13 protein-coding genes, 2 tRNA genes and 3 rRNA genes are annotated in these 22,214 nt (G+C 43.8%); 10 read left to right on the top strand and 8 right to left on the bottom strand.

The genetic code is table 11. From position 1 onward, the window contains the following. Positions 1–240 precede the first annotated feature (240 nt). From FHX64_RS12090 to rrf, 5 genes are all read left to right on the top strand, one after another. Positions 241–1,765: ribosomal RNA gene (locus FHX64_RS12090) — 16S ribosomal RNA — on the top strand. A 153-nt stretch (positions 1,766–1,918) separates the two neighbouring features. After that, positions 1,919–1,992, top strand: a tRNA-Ile gene (locus FHX64_RS12085). Between the two features lie 114 nt (positions 1,993–2,106). Further along, positions 2,107–2,180, top strand: a tRNA-Ala gene (locus FHX64_RS12080). A gap of 434 nt (positions 2,181–2,614) precedes the next feature. Beyond that, a 23S ribosomal RNA gene (locus FHX64_RS12075) occupies positions 2,615–5,513 on the top strand. A 155-nt stretch (positions 5,514–5,668) separates the two neighbouring features. After that, positions 5,669–5,780 (top strand): 5S ribosomal RNA (gene rrf / locus FHX64_RS12070). The 16S, 23S and 5S rRNA genes sit together here with 2 tRNA genes alongside, the layout of an rRNA operon. A 116-nt stretch (positions 5,781–5,896) precedes the next feature. Here the strand turns inward: rrf and FHX64_RS12065 are convergent. Next, positions 5,897–6,502 (bottom strand): YigZ family protein, encoded by a 606-nt coding sequence (locus FHX64_RS12065; RefSeq protein WP_183414091.1) that lies wholly within the window; start codon positions 6,500–6,502, stop codon positions 5,897–5,899. 152 nt (positions 6,503–6,654) lie between these two features. Between FHX64_RS12065 and FHX64_RS12060 the strand changes: the two genes are divergently transcribed. The 5 genes from FHX64_RS12060 (at position 6,655) to meaB (ending at position 13,446) form a co-directional block, all read left to right on the top strand. Beyond that, positions 6,655–8,151, top strand: coding sequence for a DUF4836 family protein (locus tag FHX64_RS12060; RefSeq protein WP_183414090.1), 1,497 nt, complete (start codon positions 6,655–6,657; stop codon positions 8,149–8,151). Between the two features lie 19 nt (positions 8,152–8,170). Continuing rightward, complete coding sequence (locus FHX64_RS12055) at positions 8,171–8,815, top strand: ATP-binding cassette domain-containing protein (RefSeq protein WP_183414089.1); 645 nt, start codon at positions 8,171–8,173, stop codon at positions 8,813–8,815. A 21-nt stretch (positions 8,816–8,836) separates the two neighbouring features. Continuing rightward, positions 8,837–10,024, top strand: a complete 1,188-nt coding sequence (locus FHX64_RS12050; protein ID WP_183414088.1) for an FtsX-like permease family protein — start codon at positions 8,837–8,839, stop codon at positions 10,022–10,024. A 164-nt stretch (positions 10,025–10,188) separates the two neighbouring features. Further along, the gene (rpsA, locus tag FHX64_RS12045; RefSeq protein WP_183414087.1) at positions 10,189–12,219 is read left to right on the top strand and encodes a 30S ribosomal protein S1; all 2,031 of its coding nucleotides are present in this window, start codon (positions 10,189–10,191) and stop codon (positions 12,217–12,219) included. A 117-nt stretch (positions 12,220–12,336) separates the two neighbouring features. Next, positions 12,337–13,446 (top strand): methylmalonyl Co-A mutase-associated GTPase MeaB, encoded by a 1,110-nt coding sequence (gene meaB / locus FHX64_RS12040; RefSeq protein ID WP_183414086.1) that lies wholly within the window; start codon positions 12,337–12,339, stop codon positions 13,444–13,446. 8 nt (positions 13,447–13,454) lie between these two features. On the opposite strand, the gene cysK is transcribed toward meaB, so the two are convergent. The 7 genes from cysK to metG all read right to left on the bottom strand — a co-directional run bounded on the left by cysK (position 13,455) and on the right by metG (position 21,789). Next, a complete protein-coding gene (cysK, locus tag FHX64_RS12035) occupies positions 13,455–14,411 on the bottom strand; it encodes a cysteine synthase A (protein ID WP_183414085.1) in 957 nt (318 codons plus the stop codon). 12 nt (positions 14,412–14,423) lie between these two features. Then, positions 14,424–15,725, bottom strand: a complete 1,302-nt coding sequence (locus FHX64_RS12030; RefSeq protein WP_183414084.1) for an O-acetylhomoserine aminocarboxypropyltransferase/cysteine synthase family protein — start codon at positions 15,723–15,725, stop codon at positions 14,424–14,426. Positions 15,726–15,865: 140 nt separating this feature from the next. After that, positions 15,866–16,495, bottom strand: coding sequence for a thiamine diphosphokinase (locus FHX64_RS12025; RefSeq protein ID WP_183414083.1), 630 nt, complete (start codon positions 16,493–16,495; stop codon positions 15,866–15,868). 30 nt (positions 16,496–16,525) lie between these two features. Then, complete coding sequence (locus tag FHX64_RS12020) at positions 16,526–17,179, bottom strand: response regulator transcription factor (RefSeq protein WP_183414082.1); 654 nt, start codon at positions 17,177–17,179, stop codon at positions 16,526–16,528. Positions 17,180–17,201: 22 nt separating this feature from the next. Continuing rightward, positions 17,202–19,130, bottom strand: a complete 1,929-nt coding sequence (locus tag FHX64_RS12015; protein ID WP_183414081.1) for a KUP/HAK/KT family potassium transporter — start codon at positions 19,128–19,130, stop codon at positions 17,202–17,204. A gap of 72 nt (positions 19,131–19,202) precedes the next feature. Further along, positions 19,203–19,742, bottom strand: coding sequence for an RNA methyltransferase (locus FHX64_RS12010; protein ID WP_183414080.1), 540 nt, complete (start codon positions 19,740–19,742; stop codon positions 19,203–19,205). A 4-nt stretch (positions 19,743–19,746) separates the two neighbouring features. Continuing rightward, complete coding sequence (metG, locus tag FHX64_RS12005; RefSeq protein ID WP_183414079.1) at positions 19,747–21,789, bottom strand: methionine--tRNA ligase; 2,043 nt, start codon at positions 21,787–21,789, stop codon at positions 19,747–19,749. Positions 21,790–22,214: the final 425 nt, after the last annotated feature.

Raw genomic sequence — 22,214 nt, 5'->3', positions numbered from 1 at the left:
AAAGCAGTATCTTTGCAGTCCGTTTCGCCAGGGCAGGCGGGCGAGCGATCTTTGGAAGAATGAACAACAAATGTAGTATACAAGGAAAGGTTAGAAAAGAGCTAACCGTCAAGAGCCAAAACAGGGGGTTTGTATTTCGGTTAGAGACCGGGGTACAGGCAAAATAAAAAGGAGACATCCTGAGCAGAACAAGTTTTTTCAGCGCGAGCAGAAAAGACAGAAAGAACAAAAGAGATTAATACAATGAAGAGTTTGATCCTGGCTCAGGATGAACGCTAGCGACAGGCTTAACACATGCAAGTCGAGGGGCAGCACAGGTAGCAATACTGGGTGGCGACCGGCGCACGGGTGCGTAACGCGTATGCAACCTGCCTATAAGAGGGGGATAGCCTTCTGAAAGGAAGATTAACACCGCATAAGACAAAGAAACCGCATGGTTTTTTTGTTAAATATTCATAGCTTATAGATGGGCATGCGTCTGATTAGATAGTTGGGAGGGTAACGGCCTACCAAGTCAACGATCAGTAGGGGTTCTGAGAGGAAGGTCCCCCACACCGGAACTGAGACACGGTCCGGACTCCTACGGGAGGCAGCAGTGAGGAATATTGGTCAATGGGTGAGAACCTGAACCAGCCAAGTCGCGTGAAGGAAGAATGTCTTATGGATTGTAAACTTCTTTTGCAGGAGAATAAAGTGGGATACGAGTTATCCCTTTGTAGGTATCCTGCGAATAAGGATCGGCTAACTCCGTGCCAGCAGCCGCGGTAATACGGAGGATCCGAGCGTTATCCGGATTTATTGGGTTTAAAGGGTGCGTAGGCGGTTTGTTAAGTCAGTGGTGAAAGGTTTGCGCTTAACGTAGACATTGCCATTGAAACTGGCAGACTTGAGTACAAATGAGGTAGGCGGAATGTGTTGTGTAGCGGTGAAATGCATAGATATGACACAGAACACCAATTGCGAAGGCAGCTTACTGGGATGTAACTGACGCTGATGCACGAAAGCGTGGGGATCAAACAGGATTAGATACCCTGGTAGTCCACGCAGTAAACGATGATTACTAGCTGTTAGCGATAGAATGTTAGTGGCTAAGCGAAAGCGATAAGTAATCCACCTGGGGAGTACGACCGCAAGGTTGAAACTCAAAGGAATTGACGGGGGCCCGCACAAGCGGAGGAACATGTGGTTTAATTCGATGATACGCGAGGAACCTTACCCGGGCTTGAAATGTACCCGAATAGACTGGAAACAGTTTAGCCAGCAATGGCGGGTATGTAGGTGCTGCATGGTTGTCGTCAGCTCGTGCCGTGAGGTGTCGGCTTAAGTGCCATAACGAGCGCAACCCTTATTGATAGTTACTAGCAGGTAAAGCTGAGGACTCTATTGAGACTGCCACCGTAAGGTGCGAGGAAGGTGGGGATGACGTCAAATCAGCACGGCCCTTACGTCCGGGGCGACACACGTGTTACAATGGATGGTACAGAGGGGAGCTACTTAGTGATAAGATGCCAATCTCAAAAACCATTCGTAGTTCGGATCGGAGTCTGCAACTCGACTCCGTGAAGCTGGATTCGCTAGTAATCGCGCATCAGCCATGGCGCGGTGAATACGTTCCCGGGCCTTGTACACACCGCCCGTCAAGCCATGGGAGTTGGGGGTGCCTAAAGATTGTGACCGCAAGGAACGATTAAGGGCAAAACCAGTGACTGGGGCTAAGTCGTAACAAGGTAGCCGTACCGGAAGGTGTGGCTGGAACACCTCCTTTCTGGAGAGATGTCTCTGAAACCCTTGAAAGAGGCACAAGACAAAGGTTAGGTCAAGACAGCCTGACTTGTGTACTGCAAAAGTTGTTTTTCATGATAAAAGCTGCGGAAAGAGAAAAGATGCAGCACGGATCCTCAAGGCAGGGGGAAAGAACAGTCCTATAGCTCAGTTGGTTAGAGCGCTACACTGATAATGTAGAGGTCGGCAGTTCAACTCTGCCTGGGACTACAAAAAAACAATTGGCAATGGACAGTGACAATTGGCGAAGGACGAGTCAAATAGTCAGGAGCATAAACAGTCAGGTATAATTGTCAATTATCAATTATGAATTGTATAGCATAAGGGGGATTAGCTCAGCTGGCTAGAGCATCTGCCTTGCACGCAGAGGGTCAACGGTTCGAATCCGTTATTCTCCACAAAAAGGGGACAACCAGGGGAGGTTGTTTGGCATGGGCAGGGAGCAATGCAAAGCCAGTATGGCAGGCACAGGATTGATGAGCAATTAAGAAAAAGCAGGAGCATGCTGGAATCCTCCCGGTAAAGAGCAAGCAACCCGAGCGCGGGAAGCGGAAGAGACAAGGGACAAAAGATGAAAGAAGGAGTAACATGACCACAAGGGGTCTGCACGGTAATAAACCCAGAGCGGGTTTGAGCAGTGCGCACGGTTCGAATCCGTATCACTCCACGCAAGGCGTAGAGCCAGAAGGCAACGCCGTAAGGTCTTTGACATATTGAAAAACAAGAGAGAAACGAGTAAAGTAAGGCGAAGGGTGAAAGTAGTGATACTGAGCTTAACGCAAAAGAAACAAATGAGATGTATTTTTCTGGCAACAGGGAGATACGTTTTAGACAAAAAGTAAGCAAGAGCGCAGGGTGGATGCCTTGGCTCTCGGAGGCGAAGAAGGACGTGATAAGCTGCGAAAAGCTGCGGGGAGGTGCAAATAACCGGTGATCCGCAGATGTCCGAATGGGGCAACCCATCCCGTTGAAGGCGGGATACTCGGCGAAAAGCCGGGGGCGAACGCAGGGAACTGAAACATCTTAGTACCTGTAGGAGGAGAAAACAAAAGTGATTGCGCAAGTAGTGGCGAGCGAACGCGCAGGAGCCCAAACCAAGAGTGTTTTGGCATTTTTGGGGTAATAGGACCTCGATATATAATTATAAACAGAATCAGAACCGTAATGGAAAATTGGACCAGAGGGGGTGAAAGTCCCGTATGAGTAAAGTTTATAAGAGTTAGGGGTATCCTGAGTAGCGCGGGACACGAGAAATCCTGTGTGAATTAGGCGGGACCATCCGCTAAGGCTAAATACTCCCGAGAGACCGATAGCGAACAAGTACTGTGAAGGAAAGGTGAAAAGCACCTCGAATAGAGGAGTGAAAAAGAACCTGAAACCGTGCGCTTACAAGCGGTCGGAGCATATATAATATGTGACGGCGTGCCTATTGCATAATGAACCTACGAGTTACTTTCACCGGCAAGGTTAACCCCGTCACGGGGGGAGCCGAAGCGAAAGCGAGTCTGAAAAGGGCGTTAAGTCGGTGGGAGTAGACGCGAAACCAAGTGATCTACCCTTGAGCAGGTTGAAGTCCCGGTAACACGAGATGGAGGACCGCACCGGTGAGCGTTGAAAAGCTTTCGGATGACTTGAGGGTAGGGGTGAAAGGCTAATCAAACTTGGAGATAGCTCGTACTCCCCGAAATGCATTTAGGTGCAGCCTTGAGAAAGTTTATAAGAGGTAGAGCGACTGATTGGATGCGAGGGTTTCACCGCCTATCAAGTCCAGATAAACTCCGAATGCTTATAAATGATTTTCAGGAGTGAGGGTGTGGGTGCTAAGGTCCACATCCGAGAGGAGAAGAATCCGGACCAACCGCTAAGGTCCCCAAATAGATGCTAAGTTGAACTAACGAAGTCAGACCGCAGAGACAGCTAGGATGTTGGCTTGGAAGCAGCCATTCATTTAAAGAGTGCGTAACAGCTCACTAGTCGAGCGGTCAGGCATGGATAATAATCGGGCATAAAGCATCTTACCGAAGCGATGGTCTCATATGGTAAACATATGAGAGGTAGGGGAGCATTCCTGGACAGCGTTGAAGATATTCCGTAAGGGGTGTTGGAGCGCCAGGAAAAGCAGATGTAGGTATAAGTAACGATAAAGAGAGTGAGAAACTCTCTCGCCGAAAGACTGAGGGTTCCTGAACAACGTTAATCGGATCAGGGTCAGTCGGGGCCTAAGGTGTACCTTTTTAAGAGGGGAGCCGATGGAAGAACCGGTTAATATTCCGGTACTACCTTATAGAGAGAAGTGGGGACGGAGAAGTGACAATCCGGCGTCCTGACGGAATAGGGCGTTAAAGGGGGTAGATGTTGAGAATGGCAGGCAAATCCGTCATTTGAGTCGAACCTGACAGTACAGAGAGCCTTCGGGTGATCTGAAAAGGATGTAAACAGGCTTCCAAGAAAAGCCGCTATCGTTAATTTATAAGGTACCCGTACTCTAAACGGACACACGTGGTCAAGTAGAGCATACTGAGGCGCTCGAGTGAATCACAGCTAAGGAACTAGGCAAAATAGTCCCGTAACTTCGGGAAAAGGGACGCCATCTGAATAAGGTGGCCGCAGAGAAATGGCCCAGGCGACTGTTTAACAAAAACAAAGGGCTTTGCAAAATCGAGAGATGAAGTATAAGGCCTGACACCTGCCCGGTGCTGGAAGGTTAAGAGGAGAAGTCAACCGCAAGGCGAAGCTTTGAATTGAAGCCCCAGTAAACGGCGGCCGTAACTATAACGGTCCTAAGGTAGCGAAATTCCTTGTCGGGTAAGTTCCGACCTGCACGAATGGTGTAACGATCTGGGTACTGTCTCAGCTGTGAGCTCGGTGAAATTGTAGTATCGGTGAAGATGCCGATTACCCGCAACGGGACGGAAAGACCCCGTGAACCTTTACTGCAACTTTACATTGAATTTGGGTAATTAATGTGTAGGATAGGCCGGAGACTGTGAGTCAGGCACGCTAGTGTTTGAGGAGTCGACGTTGAAATACGGCCCTTTGATTATTTGAGTTCTAATTCCCTGTTAAGGGGAGACAGTGTATGGTGGGTAGTTTGACTGGGGTGGTCGCCTCCAAAAGCGTAACGGAGGCTTCCAAAGGTGCGCTCAGTCCGATTGGTAACCGGACGAAGAGTGTAATGGCACAAGCGCGCTTGACTGAGAGACCGACAAGTCGACCAGGTAGGAAACTAGGGCATAGTGATCCGGTGGTTCCGTATGGAAGGGCCATCGCTCAAAGGATAAAAGGTACTCCGGGGATAACAGGCTGATCATTCCCAAGAGCTCAAATCGACGGAATGGTTTGGCACCTCGATGTCGGCTCGTCACATCCCGGGGCTGGAGAAGGTCCCAAGGGTTGGGCTGTTCGCCCATTAAAGTGGCACGCGAGCTGGGTTCAGAACGTCGTGAGACAGTTCGGTCCCTATCTGTTGTGGGCGTAGGAGATTTGCGAGGATCCGGCACTAGTACGAGAGGACCGTGTTGGACGAACCTACGGTTTACCGGTTGTTCCGCCAGGGGCACTGCCGGGTATCCGCGTTCGGGCAGGATAAGCGCTGAAAGCATCTAAGCGCGAAACCAACCTCAAGATAAGATCTCCATGAGGGCCGTTGAAGACGACGACGTAGATAGGCTGCAGGTGTAAAGGCAGTAATGTCAAAGCCAAGCAGTACTAATTGCCCGAAACTTTTTGTAAGTTTGTAGCTACCCAGTCAGGTAGCAAGGTGTAAGGTTCAGTAGTGCTATTGGAGCCGTTGCCAACTTTAGGGTATTTTCTTTCTTGTTTTTTGGTAAGTCATACAAAATATATTGGCAGCCTCAGGTAAAGATAAGCCGGAGGGCCAGAAGATTTAGGTGGCTATAGCGCTGGGGATCCACCTCTTCCCATTCCGAACAGAGAAGTTAAGCCCAACCACGCCGATGGTACTGCCCACAAGGTGGGAGAGTAGGTAGCCGCCACTTTTTAAGAGAGCTTCATTTGATAACAAATGAGGCTCTCTTTTTTTCCCATAACAACCTCACTCCCCTGTTCAAAATGCTGACGCTAATTTATGAAACTGTAAGGTTGGATCATCTTCTTATTGTTTCTTTAATAGAGAGATATCTCGGATAACCGATTGTAGTTTGGCAAGAAAAGCGGCACTTTCTGTCCGTGGAATGGATATAACCATGTGGCAGGTGCTCTCAAATTGTTGTTCCTGAATAGTAACATGCCAGGCTTTGATTGCAGCCATTACCTGAGGCATTTGTGCATAATCAAAGGAGAGCTGCATTGTTTGTCTGATTTCTTCTTCGCTGATTTCATTATTTGCCAGGGCATCAGTAGCCGATTGTTTGTAGGCGTGAGTCAACCCGCCTGTTCCCAACAAAACACCTCCGAAATATCTGACTACTATAATCAATACATTCGTGAGCTCATATGAATGAATCTGCCCTAAGATGGGGCGCCCTGCAGTGCCTGAGGGTTCTCCGTCATCATAGGCACGATATTGATTTTTCTCCTCGCCCAATACATAAGCATAGCAAACATGCCGTGCATCATAGAAACGTTTTCTGAATGATTCTATGATTTGCCTGATCTCCGTTTCGCTTGACACCGGCATGGCAAACGAGAGAAACTTACTCCCTTTTTCTTTGTAGATGCCTTCTGAAGTTCTTCGTAATGTACGTATGCAGTCTGACATATGCTCCTTGAATTGAATGCGTTATTTTTTTTGTAAATAAAGCTGTTTTTAATTGAGTGTTCTATTACGAATACAAGCTTCTGCCTAAAAATATGTACTTTTGTGTTGTCGTATTCCTTTGTTAATTGTCTGATTTTTTTGATAAGTATAGTATGTTCCAGACCTATAAATCTCATTATTTTAAGGCGATAGCCATGGTAGCAATACTGGGGCTGTTTTTGTCGTCTTGTTCCCGCGAGAAATATCCCGAAAGTCTAACTATAATTCCTGCTAATGCTTCGTTAGTAGCTTCTATTAATATGAAACAACTTGTTGATAAAGCTGCTTTGAGTTCATTCAAAAATCTACCATCAATCGCGATGATAACTCATGGTGGACCTGGTGGGGAGCCTATGTTGAAAACGTTAATTGACCATCCTGAAAAAAGCGGCATCGATTTTAAAACTATGTTTGTGTTTTTGTTGCCTCCTAATCAGACGGGAATCTCTTTTCCACTGCACTCTGCTTCATCTTTTGAGAAAGCCGTAGTAGCCATTGGAAAAGAGGGATATTATCCGGTAGCGATTCAAAAAGCTTCCAAATGCAAATATATCTTTTTTTCGGCACAGGACAGCATGGTCTTGGTATGGGATCATCATAAAGCATTAATCCTAATACATTCGTCTCCTCAATTAGCTTTGGCTGTGTTTGCCACTCCAGTAGCAAATAATATTCTGACAAACAGGGATTTTGTCCGTTTTTATCAAAACCAGAAAGATATTGCTTGTTGGATAAACCTGAACGAATTTCACCAATGTAGTTTTTTACCAAAAGAAACATTGGATACGCCGTTTACAAGCAAAAAATACCTTCATGCATACCTTTCTTTTGATAAAGGAAGCATTGACGGACATCTCGATTTTGTTACAAATAATGATTCTGTAGTGAGACATTCAATAGCAAAGCAACCGGAGGATAGCAGCTTTATGTCTTACCTACCTGCTAATTCCTTACTAATAGCCAAGCTGTCTGTTCTTCCTGAGATTGCATTTCCTTATCTTGCAGCAGTGAATGAATCGTCATCTTCATATCAGCAGTTTCTTCATGCATGGTCGGGAGACGCCGCGTTGTCTTTTTTCGGTTTTGCAAATTCAGATTTTCCGATTCCTCAAATGGTACTTCTGGCAACACTTCGTGACCGGAAAGGATATGACGTTTTGCTGAATGAATTGTTGCAACATTTTCAGAAGAGGAGCATGGGAGGATATACGGTAGTGTCCATCCAACCTTTTACATTATATACTGCTCTTGTGGGGCAAACAATGATGGTGACCACAAATCAGATTATGATCCGTGATTTTGTAGCTAACCGGGCATGTGATAATCCTGTACAGTCCACTGCCTGGAATGGTGCAATCCATGATCCTTTGTTTCTGTATGTTAATTTGGATTTACAAAAGTATCCTGCGGCATTAGCAGATTTCTTGAGTAATTTTGGAATAAGCTCCTTTGATGCTGTGAAACAGAATTTTATTTTCAAGGATTTACAGGTTTCTTATAATCCATCCACTAATAGAGCTTCTTGTGAATTGCGTTTGAAAGATACTACCCAAAACAGTTTGCATGTGATACTGCAGAAAGCCAATGAAGCTATTGGCTCAACTAATTAATTTATAATTGCTTGTTAAAGTGCATACAATAGAACTAACTCAGGTCGTTCCAGAACCGATTGTCGATATTGCTGCCCGGGATTTATCTGTTTGGTATACCGATCGTCGTTTCGAGCGTGGGCATCATTATTTAATTACATCAGAATCGGGAAAAGGAAAATCTTCTTTATTCGATTTTTTTTATGGCCGGCGTAATGATTTTGTCGGAACAATTTCATTTGACGGACACTCGATAAAGTCGCTCCGAACCAACGACTGGGTAGAAATCAGGCAGAATCATTTAAGTCTTGTCTTTCAGGGATTCAGACTTTTCTCCGAATTAACGGTATGGGAAAATTTGCAACTTAAGAATCAGCTGACTCATTATTTGTCTTCCGAAAAACTGAATCATTTGCTGGAGGCGATGGGAATTGCAGACAAACGAAATATTCCTTTACGATTCTTGTCCTATGGTCAGCAGCAACGGGTTGCTATTGTGCGGTCGCTTTGCCAACCATTCGACTTTTTGTTGCTTGATGAACCTTTTAGCCATCTGGATGAAATAAATCAACGTACAATTTGTCGTTTGATTTCAGAAGAAATACGAGAGCGGGGAGCAGGTTTACTTCTCTCTTCGTTAGGCGATCCCTATTTTTTTGACTTTGATGAAAAGTTAGTGTTATAGCTAAATTAAAATATTACATTTATGTTGTTGTGGCATTTATTGCGTAAGAATATTGCTATTGGTCAGCTGATAGGGTATGTGCTTGCTACGCTACTGGGTCTAACTATCGTACTGATGTCAATTCAGTTTTTTGAAGATATTCGTCCGGTCTTCAACGAAAAACAAGGTATTTTTGCGCACGATTATCTGGTAATCAGCAAAAAAGTTTCCATTTTCAGAACCTTGAAAATCACGAAGACGTCTTTTAGTAATGAAGAGATGAAAGAGATTGAAAGTCAACCCTTTGTTAAACGTATTGCCGGTTTTACCACCGCTACTTTCAGGGTTTATGCCTCGGTTGCCATGGGAGGGAAAATCGCCAATTTAGGTACTTCGCTATTTTTCGAATCCGTCCCGGATGCATTTTTAGATGTGAAACCCGGAGATTGGCAATGGAATCCAAGCAGTAATTTTATTCCTATTATTTTACCTCGGTCGTATTTGACGCTTTATAATTTTGGATTTGCTCCAAGCCAGGGACTTCCTCAGCTTTCTGGTAGTATGTTGTCTCATTTGGATCTGACGATTGAACTTTCAGGAAATAATAAGGATGCAGTTTTTCACAGCAGGATTGTCGGTTATACGGATCGTATTAATTCAATTTTGGTTCCGCAGTCATTTATGAATTGGGCAAATGATCAATTTGGTACAGGATTGAGCTTTCCATCACGACTCATTGTGGAACCTTACAACCTTACTGATCCCCGGATGGGCGATTTTTTTGCTTCACATGATTATGAGGTTGCCAATGATAAAGCTGTTGCCGGCGAAGCCTCTTCATTTTTACGTACCCTGATTTTCGTAGTGCTTACAATTGGAATGGTTATCACCTTGCTGGCACTGGGATTGATGCTGCTTAGCATAAACCTGTTGATCCAAAAGAATCATGATAAGATAGAGAATTTGGCCCTGACGGGTTATCCCACTGAATCAATTGCCCGGCCCTATCAGGGGTTGGTGATTGTGGTAAATGGTGTGATCTTCGTCTTATCACTCCTGTTGGTTACCTATTTGCGCAATTATTATATCACTTTGTTCTCTTCGTCAATGCACATTGACGATTCGCTTTGGGACTGGGGAAGCCTTATTTGGGGCGGTGGTATTATTGCTGCATTAACAGTGGTAAACAGCATTTGGATCTATTGGAAAATACGGGAGATTCGCCGTTAAAAAAAGAGTCGTCTGTAGGTCTTTCCGATAGTGTTCCCGTGAATTCCGGAGTTGTAAGGGTATTGTTTTCTGTTTGGTAGATAGAAAATTAAGTTCTAACTTTGCAACTCGCTTTTTTGACAACATAATGTCCAATTTATTAACAGTTACTCTATTCTTATTTTATGGAAGAACAACAAGAAAACATCGTGGAAGATGTAAAAAATTCCGCCGCTGAAGAACCTACACAACAAGCTGTTGAAGCCAACGACCAGCCTCAGCAAGCTGAAGAAACAACTCAACCGGTAGCAACACAGGAACCCCAAAAAGTAACTGCTCCTGCAGAAGACTTTGATTGGGATGTATATGAAAAAGGAGATATACAGGTTACTAACCGTGCAGAGCTTACAAAACAATATGACACAACCCTCAATACCATTAAGGAAAAAGAAGTTGTTGAAGGAACTGTCATTGCAATGAACAAACGTGAAGTAGTGGTCAATATCGGATTTAAATCGGATGGCATTATTTCTTTAAACGAATTTCGCTACAATCCTGATCTGAAGATCGGCGATAAAGTAGAAGTGTATATTGAAAACCAAGAAGATAAAAAAGGTCAACTTATCCTTTCCCACAAACAGGCACGTACGTCACGTTCGTGGGATCGCGTAAATGCAGCACTTGAAAATGACGAAACAATCAAGGGTTATGTAAAATGCCGTACCAAAGGAGGTATGATTGTTGACGTATTTGGCATTGAAGCTTTCTTGCCAGGCTCACAAATTGATGTTCGTCCTATCCGCGACTACGATGTGTTTGTTGGAAAAACAATGGAATTCAAAGTCGTAAAAATCAATCATGAGTTCAAGAATGTTGTTGTTTCGCACAAAGCATTAATTGAGGCTGAACTTGAACAACAAAAGAAAGAAATTATCTCAAAACTCGAAAAGGGACAAGTACTCGAAGGTACTGTGAAGAATATTACCAATTACGGTGTATTTATCGATTTGGGAGGTGTTGATGGTTTGATTCACATTACTGATCTTTCCTGGGGTCGCGTTTCACATCCGGATGAAGTAGTGAAACTGGATCAAAAACTGAACGTAGTTATTATTGATTTCGATAACGAAAAGAAACGTATTGCTTTAGGATTGAAACAACTAACTCCACACCCATGGGACGCTTTGGATGCTGATCTGAAAGTAGGAGACAAAGTAAAAGGCAAAGTAGTGGTTGTTGCCGATTATGGCGCTTTTGTTGAAATTTTGCCAGGTGTAGAAGGTTTGATCCATGTTTCGGAGATGTCATGGAGCCAGCATTTACGTAGCGCTCAGGACTTCCTGAAAGTTGGTGACGAAGTTGAAGCTGTTATTTTGACTCTTGACCGTGACGAACGTAAGATGTCATTAGGAATCAAACAATTAAAACAAGATCCTTGGGTTAATATTGAAGAAAAATATGCTGTTGGTTCGAAGCATACTGCCCGCGTCCGCAATTTTACTAACTTCGGTGTATTTGTTGAAATTGAAGAAGGCGTTGATGGCTTGATCCATATCAGCGATCTTTCATGGACACGTAAGATTAAACATCCATCCGAATTTACCCAAATTGGGGCAAATATGGATGTTGTAGTCTTGGAAATCGACAAGGATAATCGTCGTTTAAGCTTAGGCCACAAGCAACTGGAAGAAAATCCATGGGATGTTTTCGAGACAATCTTCAAAGTAGACAGTATTCACGAAGGAACCATTATTGAATTGTTAGATAAGGGCGCTGTTGTTGCTTTGCCTTATGGTGTTGAAGGTTTTGCTACTCCGAAACATTTGATTAAAGAAGACGGAACTGCGGCTAAATTGGATGAAAAATTACCGTTCAAGGTGATTGAATTCAATAAGGATGCAAAACGTATCATTGTTTCGCATAGCCGCATTCATGAAGATGAACAACGTGCTGCTGCTCCAGCTGCAGAAAAGAAAGAATCATCTCCTAAGAGAGGAAGGAAATCCGCTGGTGACGAATCAGGTTCCAGCGCTCCTACTGCACCAGTTTATGAAAAAACTACATTAGGTGATATTCAACAATTGGCTGATTTGAAGGATCAATTGTCGGAAGAAGAGCATACACAAGCTGTGAAAGCTGCTGAAGCACATGCAAAACGTGTTGCTAAAAAAGCTGCTGCTTCTGAAAACAGCGAAGAAGAAAAAGCAGCTGAATAAGCTGTTTTTATCAATATTACAAAAAGCTGCCTGTTTTAGGGCGGCTTTTTTTGTTACTTTTGTAAGCATTCTGTTAAGGATGCTTCCTGATTACATGATACTGTAAAACTACCTGATATGGCTCACATTGAAAATGATCCGAAGTATAAAGGGCTTGTTGTAAACGATGGAATTGTACAACCGCCGAGTGTGAATCCTTATTTGCAATCCCAACGGATAAAGAAAAGAAAACAATATTCTGCTGCTGAAATTGTAGACGGTATTGTTAAGGGAAATCGGGTAATTCTGAGTCAGGCTGTAACGTTAATTGAGAGTGAACTTCCAGAGCATGAGATCATTGCTCAGGAAATTATAGAGAGATGTCTTCCCTATTCAGGAAATTCGATTAAAATAGGGATTACCGGAGTGCCCGGAGCTGGAAAAAGTACTTTTATAGAGGCCTTGGGAATGTTTCTGGTTCAGCAAGGTCATCAACTGGCTGTTTTGGCTATTGACCCCAGCAGTGAAAGGACAAAAGGGAGCATACTAGGGGATAAAACCCGTATGATAGAACTGTCACGGCAACCTAATGCATTTATCCGGCCTTCGCCATCGGCAGGCACATTGGGAGGCGTTGCCCGTAAAACGCGAGAAACAATTCTGTTGTGTGAGGCGGCAGGTTTTAATACTATTTTTGTGGAGACAATGGGTGTTGGTCAATCGGAAACGGTTGTTCATTCTATGGTCGATTTCTTTTTGTTGTTACAAGTAGCCGGTACTGGTGATGAACTGCAGGGGATCAAACGGGGAATCATGGAAATGGTGGATGGAATAGCCATTAATAAGGCAGAAGAAGGCAACCTGGAACGGGTGAACCTTACCAAAGCCCAATTGGTAAATGCTTTACATATGTTTCCTTTGCCGGAATCCGGATGGACACCTAAAGTAATGACTTGCTCGGCTATGAATCATACGAATATAGATGTTATTTGGGCTATGATTCTGAGTTATATTGATTTTGTTAAAGACAATGGTTTCTTTCAACGCAATAGGACACAACAGGCGACTTACTGGATGTATGAAGCAATCAACGAGCAACTTAAAAATCATTTTTATAATGATCCTAATATTGCCCGTTGGTTGAAGGAATATGAACAAAAGATTTTTGCAAATGAAATTTTCTCTTTTGCCGCAGCTTCCCGTTTACTTGATCTTTATTTCAATCAATTATTGAAGCAGAAGGTATAACCCGCTTTTTAATCAATCGGATATTCTTCGAAGGCGTATAGAACTGTTGATAAATAGCGTTCGCCTGTATCCGGAAGTAAAGTGACTACCATTTTATCTGCATTTTCGGGTAGCTTAGCGATTTGTAAAGCTGCAAATACAGCTGCTCCGGCAGAGATACCAACGAGAAGCCCTTCTGTGCGTGCCAATTCACGGCTTGTTTTGATGGCATCGTCATCACTTACCTGAACAATATGGTCTACCCAGCGTGGTTCGTAATTGACCGGCTGAAATCCTGCCCCAATGCCTTGAATTTTGTGGGGCCCCGGAGATCCACCTGACAATACGGGTGAATTTTTAGGCTCTACGGCTACAATTTGGACGTTTGGATTATGTGTCTTTAGTGTTTCGCCAACACCAGTCACCGTGCCTCCTGTGCCTACTCCAGCCACAAAAATATCCACATGTCCTTCTGTATCTCTCCAGATTTCTTCTCCAGTTGTCTTTTTGTGTATGATTGGATTAGCGGGGTTTTCAAACTGCTGTAGAATGACTGCTCCCGGGGTTTTTTCTTTCAATTCATTAGCTACACGGATTGCCCCTTTCATACCTTCCGGACCCGGAGTCAATACGATTTCTGCGCCTAATGCTTTCAATAAGTTGCGTCTTTCAATACTCATTGTTTCCGGCATGGTGAGGATCAGATGATACCCTTTTACGGTTGCTACCCATGCTAGCCCAATGCCGGTATTCCCGCTTGTGGGTTCAATGATGGTTGCTCCAGGTTTTAAAGTCCCATTCTCTTCTGCTGCCTGAATCATCGCATTAGCGATACGGTCTTTGACACTACCTCCGGGATTGAAAAATTCTAATTTCAGAATAAGAGGATTCTTTAAACCATGATTTTTACTGAAGTGCTTTGCTTCCAGTAATGGTGTGTTACCGATTAAATCGGTCAACTGAGAAGCTATTCTTGTTGTTGTCATAATATGTCTTGTTTAGAGTTTATCGAATGCTTGAGCAAAATCAGCAATAATATCATCAATGTGTTCAATACCGACGGATACTCTTAATAAACCGGCTTCAACACCTGATGCCTTTTGTTCTTCTGCTGACAATTGCTCGTGTGTGGTAGATGCCGGGTGAATAATCAGTGATTTGGCATCGCCCACATTGGCTAAGTGACTTAATAATTTTACGTTGTTAATTAAAGTGTCTGCATTTTTTGGATCACCTTTGACTTTGAAGGTTAGGACACCGCCAAAGCCTTTTTTGAAATATTTCAAAGCAAGTTTGTGATACAGACTGCTTTCGAGTCCCGGATAATGTACATATTCTACTTTGGGGTGTTGTTCAAGCCATTGGGCTAGTTTTAATGCATTTTGCACGTGTCTTTCTACCCGTAACGAAAGCGTTTCCAGTCCTTGCAATAGCAGGAATGAGTTGAATGGACTAATGACATTTCCCCAGTCGCGCAGTCCTTCTACACGGGCGCGAAGAGTGAAAGCTATATTACCAAAAGGACCGCCAGTCCCAAATACATCCCAGAAAACCAGCCCGTGATAGCTTTCGGAAGGTTCTGTAAAGGCTGGGAATTTTCCATTCCCCCAGTTGAACTTACCGCTATCGATGATGACACCTCCCAGCGATGTGCCATGTCCGCCGATCCATTTAGTGGCCGATTCAACGACCACAGAGGCTCCATGTTCCAAAGGTCTGAAGATGGCTCCGCCAGCTCCGAATGTATTATCTACAATTAATGGGATCTGATGAAGATCTGCAACTGCTGCGATAGCTTCAAAATCCGGAATATTAAGATCCGGATTACCAATGGTTTCCACATAAAGTGCTTTGGTTTTTTCGTCAATCCGTTTTTCAAATTCTTCCGGATCGTCGTTAGGTGTGAAACGTACTTCGACGCCTAATCGTTTGAATTGATTCTTGAATTGATTGTAAGTACCACCATAGAGGTGTGATGTTGAGACAAAATTATCGCCAGCTTCGATGATGTTATTAAGTGCTATGAATTGTGCCGATTGACCGGAAGATGTGGCCAAAGCGCTTAGGCCTCCTTCAAGGGCGGCGACTCTTTTTTCAAACACATCCGTTGTGGGATTCATCAAACGTGTATAGATGTTCCCAAATTTACGTAATGCAAACAAATCTGCCCCATGTTGAGCATCGTCAAAAAGGTAAGAACTTGTTTGATAAATAGGAACGGCGCGGGAACGTGTTAATGGGTCGACTTCTTGTCCTGCATGTACTTGTAGTGTTTCAAATTTTAATGATGAATTAGCCATAATGAGTGTGTTATAAATATTTTGTTGATTACAAAGATACAGCAAGAATAAATTACTTCACAATACCATGATCATGGTAATTTTTAGCTAATAGAACATCAGAAGCAGCATTATGGCTTTTTATCCTTTTAAATCGAAAATCAATAACATTGAAAAATGAGAAGACTGCCATGGGAAATGTCCAGTCGAAAAGAATCGGTTAAACTCTCGTTCAGGGTTCCTTGCCACCAATTTGTCAGTGGTCTATTGTTCAATGGATATTTTAATCCATAAGATGTAATTTGTTGGGTAGGATCAATGGAGAATAAAGAGATTTGTTGTCCGGGATAGCTTTTAATTATTTTGGAATCACTAACGACGATGAAAATACCAAAATCGGTCATCATACGAATAGAGGGAAGATATGTGGCATAATCGGCCAAAAGAGAAATGTTTCCCAGTGTGTGATCTTCGCGTAATCCTGTAGCTCCCAGAATAGTGATATTTGAAGCGTCTTGTCCCAGACAAAAACGAAATCCTTTGGTCAGATCGTTTGTTTCCTGATCAGGACTATGTACCAATCGATCATGAAAACGGACTCTCACCTCTGGACTGATACTGTCGAAATCACCTACAATATAATCGGGTTCCTTCCCAAAATCGAGTAATTTTTGCGATGCGCCATCACAGCAAACTATCTTATGCGCTTTTTCTAAACATGCCAGGGCTTGTGGATGAGAAGGAAAGAGCCCATCTGCTAAAAGAACGTATGAAATTGAGGATTGAGTCATAATCAGTATTGGCTAAATCCATGCAGGTCTTCATATCATGTATTCGGCGACAGAAAGAATTCCGGCCCGGAGTGCATATTTTGTAGCCTCATGGATGTTATTGACTTCTAACTTATGAAAGATGTTTTTTCGGTGTGTATTGATGGTATGAAAACTCAGATTCTTCTCTGCAGCAATTTCTTTCGTTGTTTTTCCAAGCGACATCATGCGCAGAATGGATTGTTCTGTTTCACTCAGGATAGGTTTATTCTGACTGTAATCAAGGTTATTTTCTGCTATCGTCTGAATTGTTCTTTCATCCAAATAACGTTTCTGTGCTATATTTAGCCGAATAGCCGTTTTACACTCATCTAATGAGGCTTCTTTCAATAACACGCTGATAGTCTCAGATGAGGTGTCGATACGTCTCAGAAACTCCAGACTCAATTCATCCGAAAAAATAATCCATCGGGTTAAAGGATATCGTTGAGCCATGTTGAGCAACTCCCCTATATCATTAAAGTCGGCAAGCGTATAATCCAGAATAACAATTGTTTCTGAAGTTTGTCGTAAGACGGTGCGTAAATCACTTTTTGTGTAAACATCGGTCGTGACATGAGAAGGAAATGTTTTCGCAAGAAGCGTTTTTATTCCCAAATGTGTGATTTCCTGATTATCAAACAAGATGAATGCCACTTTATTCATATCATGCTGTGTATGTTACAAACTATTGTTCATCAGGCATCACGCTAAACAGAGGTACACTTTCTACCGTTACACTGGTTGGGTCAAGCCCCAGTATTTGTGTATCCGAAGTAGAGAATCGTTTCATGAAATAATAAAAGGAAAGAATTGTTTTCTTGACAGGTGGCAGTTTTGTGTCTCCCTGTAAAATACGTTCCACAACCACAAATCTGAAATCACCTCCAATGTGATGATTATACAATGATGGATAACGGCTTGCCAGAGAAACCATGCCCTTTTCTTCCATTTCCAGTGCAATCTGGCGGATATATTTATCGATATGGATCCCTAACTTAAAGCCTGCATTGATATCGATACGGAATATCTTTTGCTGAGAAAACGTCTTAACCGTATAACTGAATTCATAAGGTTCGTCACTGCGTGAAAGATATACAAACCAATAGGTGTCAGCTCTCTTGGGGAGCAGGTGGATTAATGAGTAAATTACTTTTCGTTCTATTTCATTTGGATATTTTGCCCGAGTCACATACACCAGGTGAGTGGCAAATTTCGGAATGGTGGTGTCTGTACTTATTTCTTCCAAAACAGGAATGGTTGATTTGATGGGCTGATAGGTTACGGCGCGGTTTTTAATTCGACGACCGTTGTACCACACATACATAAATACGAATATAATGCCTGCAATAATAATAGTTGCAAAACCTCCGTGAGCAAATTTATTCAGGTTTGCAATCAGAAAGTTTGTTTCTACTGTTAAGAAGAATGCTGTGATGGTAATGCTGATCCATAATGAAATATGCTGCATTCTGAAATAGAGGAAAAGCAACATGGTTGTCATCAGCATGGTGATAGTGATGGATAATCCGTAGGCTGCTTCCATATTGTTGGACGATCGGAATGCCAATACAATGGCAAGGCATAGCGTTAGCAGAATGTAATTAACCATAGGGATATACATCTGCCCTTTTACTTCGGTAGGATATTTAATATAGATATTTGGCCAGATATCCATTGAAATAGCTTCGCTGATAATGGTATATGATCCACTGATCATAGCCTGACTGGCTATAATTGCTGCTAAGGTGGCCATGAGTACCCCAAAAGGTGAAAACCAAGTAGGCATCATGGCAAAGAAAGGATTAACTGAGCCTGACATGGATGAAGCGTGAGTCAGGATCCAAGCGCCTTGTCCCAGATAATTAAGGATGAGCGATGATTTGACAAAGATCCATGAGACTCGTATATTGTTCATCCCGCAATGTCCAAGATCCGAATAGAGGGCTTCTGCTCCTGTAGTAGCCAGAAATACGGCACCTAAGATGACATAGGCGCTTGGAACTTCCCGCAAGAACCGGAAAGCATATATTGGATTAAATGCTTTTGCTATTTCCGGATATTGTAAGAATCCGATGATTCCTAATGTGGCAAGCATGGAAAACCAAATTAGCATGATGCTGCCGAAATATTTACCGAGCCAGGCCGTCCCGAAAGGTTGAATAAGAAACAACACAAGTAGAATGGCAATCGTTACAGGGATAATGGGGACAACTGATAAAACGCCATGCACACCTTCTATAGCCGAAATCACTGTAATAGAAGGCGTGATAACGCCGTCGGCAAGTAGGGTGGCTGCTCCGATGGCAGCGATGATGTAGGCCCAACGGTATTTTTTCCGAATTAAGGCGAACAGCGACATGATGCCACCTTCTCCCTTATTATTGGCCCGTAACGTAATAATGACATATTTGACAGTGGTTTGTAGCGTCAGTGTCCAGATGATACATGAAAGCGCTCCGATAATGGCATTTGCATTCAGGTATGCTTTGGGCAGGCCGTCGTAAATAGCCTGCATCACATAGAGAGGGGAGGTGCCGATGTCACCGTACACAATGCCGATGGCGACGATAAGTCCGATAATACCAAAAGGAACTTGTTTTCTTGTTTGTGTCATATTCGTTTTGTTGAAAAGTGCAGCTAAGTTACATGTTTCTTTGAAAAAAAGGAAAGCATACGCAGTGATTGCCTAGTTATTATTGTACGTCATTTCCCTGAAGAACTCCCATATTACGATGCCGGCTGTAACGGAAACGTTGAGTGAATGCTTAGTGCCATATTGTGGTAATTCAATGCAACCTTGGCACATATCCACAACATCCTGTTGAACACCTTTTACTTCGTTTCCGAGGATGACGGCATATTTTTGTCCTGTTTGTAAATGTAAATGATTGAGCATGATACTTCCTTCAGCCTGTTCAATGGCAAAAACAGTGTAGCCCTCTTTTTGTAACTGAACAACGGCATCTTCTGTCTGTCTAAAATAATACCAGTCGACAGAAAACTCTGCTCCAAGGGCTGATTTATGAATTTCGGCATGAGGAGGTTGTGCCGTAATGCCGCAAAGATAAACGGCTTGTATCAGGTAAGCATCGGCTGTGCGAAATACGGAACCCACATTGTGCAGGCTGCGTACGTTGTCGAGAACTACCACCAGGGGAAGTTTCTCTGCCTCCTTGAATTCGTCTGTGGAAAGACGATTGAGTTCCGTTATCTTAAGTTTACGCATCGTTTTATTTCACTTCCACGCCGTTGGTGACTTTCGCTCTCGGCTGAATCAATATTAGTTTGCCGTCGGCATCTTCAGCGGAAAGGATCATTCCTTCGCTCATAACGCCACGAAGTTTCTTGGGCTCGAAGTTAGCTATGAAACAGACTTGTGTCCCTATCAGTTCTTCGGGATTGGGATAATATTTGGCAATGCCTGACAGGATGGTGCGTTCCTGTAATCCGTCTGCAATGCGGAATTGTAACAGCTTGTCGGCTTTCGGCACTTTCTGGCAATCGAGGACGGTACCCACGCGGATATCCATTTTCGTGAAGTCTTCGAATGCCACGTTCTCTTTCACAGGGTTGGCTTTGAAGGCGGCTGCTTCGTTGGCCTTTTTCGTGTTGAGCAGTTTCTGTATCTGGGCTTCTACTACGTTATCCTCTATTTTTTCAAAAAGAAGGGTAGCTTGGTTCAATGTATGGCCTTCGAGCAGAAGGGAGAAACTTCCCAAGGCGCTCCATTCCCATTGTTGCAAGCCGATCATGTCGCGCAGTTTTTCTGCTGAGAAAGGTAGGAACGGTTCAAATGCTATGGCAAGGTTGGCTGTAATCTGCAGGCTCAGGTTCATGATGGTGGCGACGCGGGACATATCTGTTTTGGCCAGCTTCCAGGGCTCCATGTCAGCCAGGTATTTATTGCCGATACGGGCGAGATTCATCGCTTCCTTCAACGCATCGCGGAACCGGTAGGTGTCGAGCAGATGCTCCATTTCAGCTTTGACGGCTACGAATTCGTTTATCGTTTGTTGGTCATATTCGTTGAAGTTGCCTTTTGCAGGTACTTTCCCGTCAAAATATTTTTGTGTCAGCACCAGTGCGCGGTTTACAAAGTTACCGAATATGGCTACCAACTCGTTGTTGTTGCGTGCCTGAAAGTCTTTCCATGTGAAGTCGTTGTCCTTGGTTTCGGGAGCGTTGGCGGTGAGTACGTAGCGCAACACATCCTGCTTGCCGGGAAATTCTTCAAGGTATTCGTGGAGCCACACTGCCCAGTTGCGGGAAGTGGATATTTTGTCCCCTTCGAGGTTAAGAAACTCATTTGCCGGAACGTTATCGGGTAGAATATAAGAACCTTCGGCTTTGAGCATTGAGGGGAAGACGATGCAATGAAAGACGATGTTGTCTTTCCCAATGAAATGTACCATCTTGGTTTCCGGGTCTTTCCACCATTTTTCCCATGTGTCGGGGAGTAATTCTTTTGTGTTGGAGATGTAGCCTATCGGGGCATCGAACCAGACGTAGAGCACTTTGCCCTTGGCATCTTCGAGGGGAACGGGAACGCCCCAGTCGAGGTCGCGACTTACGGCGCGGGGTTGCAGTCCCATATCCAGCCACGATTTGCACTGCCCGTACACGTTGGGTTTCCATTCTTTATGGTTTTCGAGAATCCATTCGCGCAGCCATGCTTCGTGCTTGTCGAGAGGAAGATACCAGTGGGTGGTTTCCTTCAGCACGGGACTGCTGCCGCTGATAGCTGACTTTGGGTTGATCAGGTCGAGCGGACTGAGCGATGTGCCGCATGATTCGCACTGGTCGCCATAAGCTCTTTCGTTGCCGCAATGGGGGCATTGGCCAGTGATGTAGCGGTCGGCAAGGAACTGTTGTGCTTCTTCATCGTAATATTGCTCGGAGGTCTTGGTGATGAATTCACCTTTGTCATAGAGTGTCTTGAAAAAGTCAGAAGCGGTCTGGTGGTGAATACGGGAAGTTGTGCGGGAATAGATGTCGAATGATATGCCGAATTCTTCGAACGAACGCTTGATGATAGAGTGGTACCGGTCGACTACTGCCTGAGGGGAGATGCCTTCATTGCGGGCTTTGATGGTGATGGGAACCCCGTGTTCGTCGGAGCCTCCGATCATGATTACTTCTTCTCCCCTGAGCCGGAGATAACGTGCATAAATGTCGGCAGGTACGTATACGCCTGCCAGGTGGCCGATGTGTACAGGCCCGTTGGCATAGGGCAGTGCAGTAGTGATTAGTGTTCGTTTAAATTGTTGAGCCATTGTGGTATGTATGGTTTGTTTTGAATGTACTGTTGTTGATTTTAAGGAAGGATATTCCGCGTATATCTGTTGTGCAACGGGTTGTCGTGTGAGTGGCAGATTGCAAACAGATTAGAAAAAGCGCACAAAGATACAAAAACTACTTCATAATACCTTTTGTGGAGGAGCCTGAAGTGTTAAACGGGTGGATTTCAATATTCCGGCTGCTTTAATGCTTTGTTTAGGACTTATTGAACAGGGGTGAATAAATATTGACAATTATGCCTTTTTGTTTTTGTTTATGTGAATATTTTTTTACCTTTGCCATGCAGGCCTTGGTTGAATAAAATGGCTGAGCCTGGAAGCACGGGGTTGTGTATCGTGTTCTTCAGTTAAATAGCTGTTTTTTGTGGGGGTGTGGCTGTGCTGATTTATGTGTGTATCGA

This window comes from Microbacter margulisiae (genome assembly GCF_014192515.1).
GTDB lineage: Bacteria > Bacteroidota > Bacteroidia > Bacteroidales > Paludibacteraceae > Microbacter > Microbacter margulisiae.
The sequence above is the reverse complement of the archived record's forward strand: the minus strand, read 5'-3'. Positions and strand labels throughout refer to the sequence as shown.

Coding starts and splice junctions, on each gene's coding strand:
- meaB (WP_183414086.1), top strand. CDS start 12,337: ATGGCTCACATTGAAAATGATCCGAAGTATAAAGGGCTTGTTGTAAAC.
- FHX64_RS12065 (WP_183414091.1), bottom strand. CDS start 6,502: ATGTCAGACTGCATACGTACATTACGAAGAACTTCAGAAGGCATCTAC.
- FHX64_RS12020 (WP_183414082.1), bottom strand. CDS start 17,179: ATGAATAAAGTGGCATTCATCTTGTTTGATAATCAGGAAATCACACAT.
- FHX64_RS12015 (WP_183414081.1), bottom strand. CDS start 19,130: ATGACACAAACAAGAAAACAAGTTCCTTTTGGTATTATCGGACTTATC.
- rpsA (WP_183414087.1), top strand. CDS start 10,189: ATGGAAGAACAACAAGAAAACATCGTGGAAGATGTAAAAAATTCCGCC.
- metG (WP_183414079.1), bottom strand. CDS start 21,789: ATGGCTCAACAATTTAAACGAACACTAATCACTACTGCACTGCCCTAT.
- FHX64_RS12060 (WP_183414090.1), top strand. CDS start 6,655: ATGTTCCAGACCTATAAATCTCATTATTTTAAGGCGATAGCCATGGTA.
- FHX64_RS12030 (WP_183414084.1), bottom strand. CDS start 15,725: ATGGCTAATTCATCATTAAAATTTGAAACACTACAAGTACATGCAGGA.
- FHX64_RS12050 (WP_183414088.1), top strand. CDS start 8,837: ATGTTGTTGTGGCATTTATTGCGTAAGAATATTGCTATTGGTCAGCTG.
- FHX64_RS12025 (WP_183414083.1), bottom strand. CDS start 16,495: ATGACTCAATCCTCAATTTCATACGTTCTTTTAGCAGATGGGCTCTTT.
- cysK (WP_183414085.1), bottom strand. CDS start 14,411: ATGACAACAACAAGAATAGCTTCTCAGTTGACCGATTTAATCGGTAAC.
- FHX64_RS12010 (WP_183414080.1), bottom strand. CDS start 19,742: ATGCGTAAACTTAAGATAACGGAACTCAATCGTCTTTCCACAGACGAA.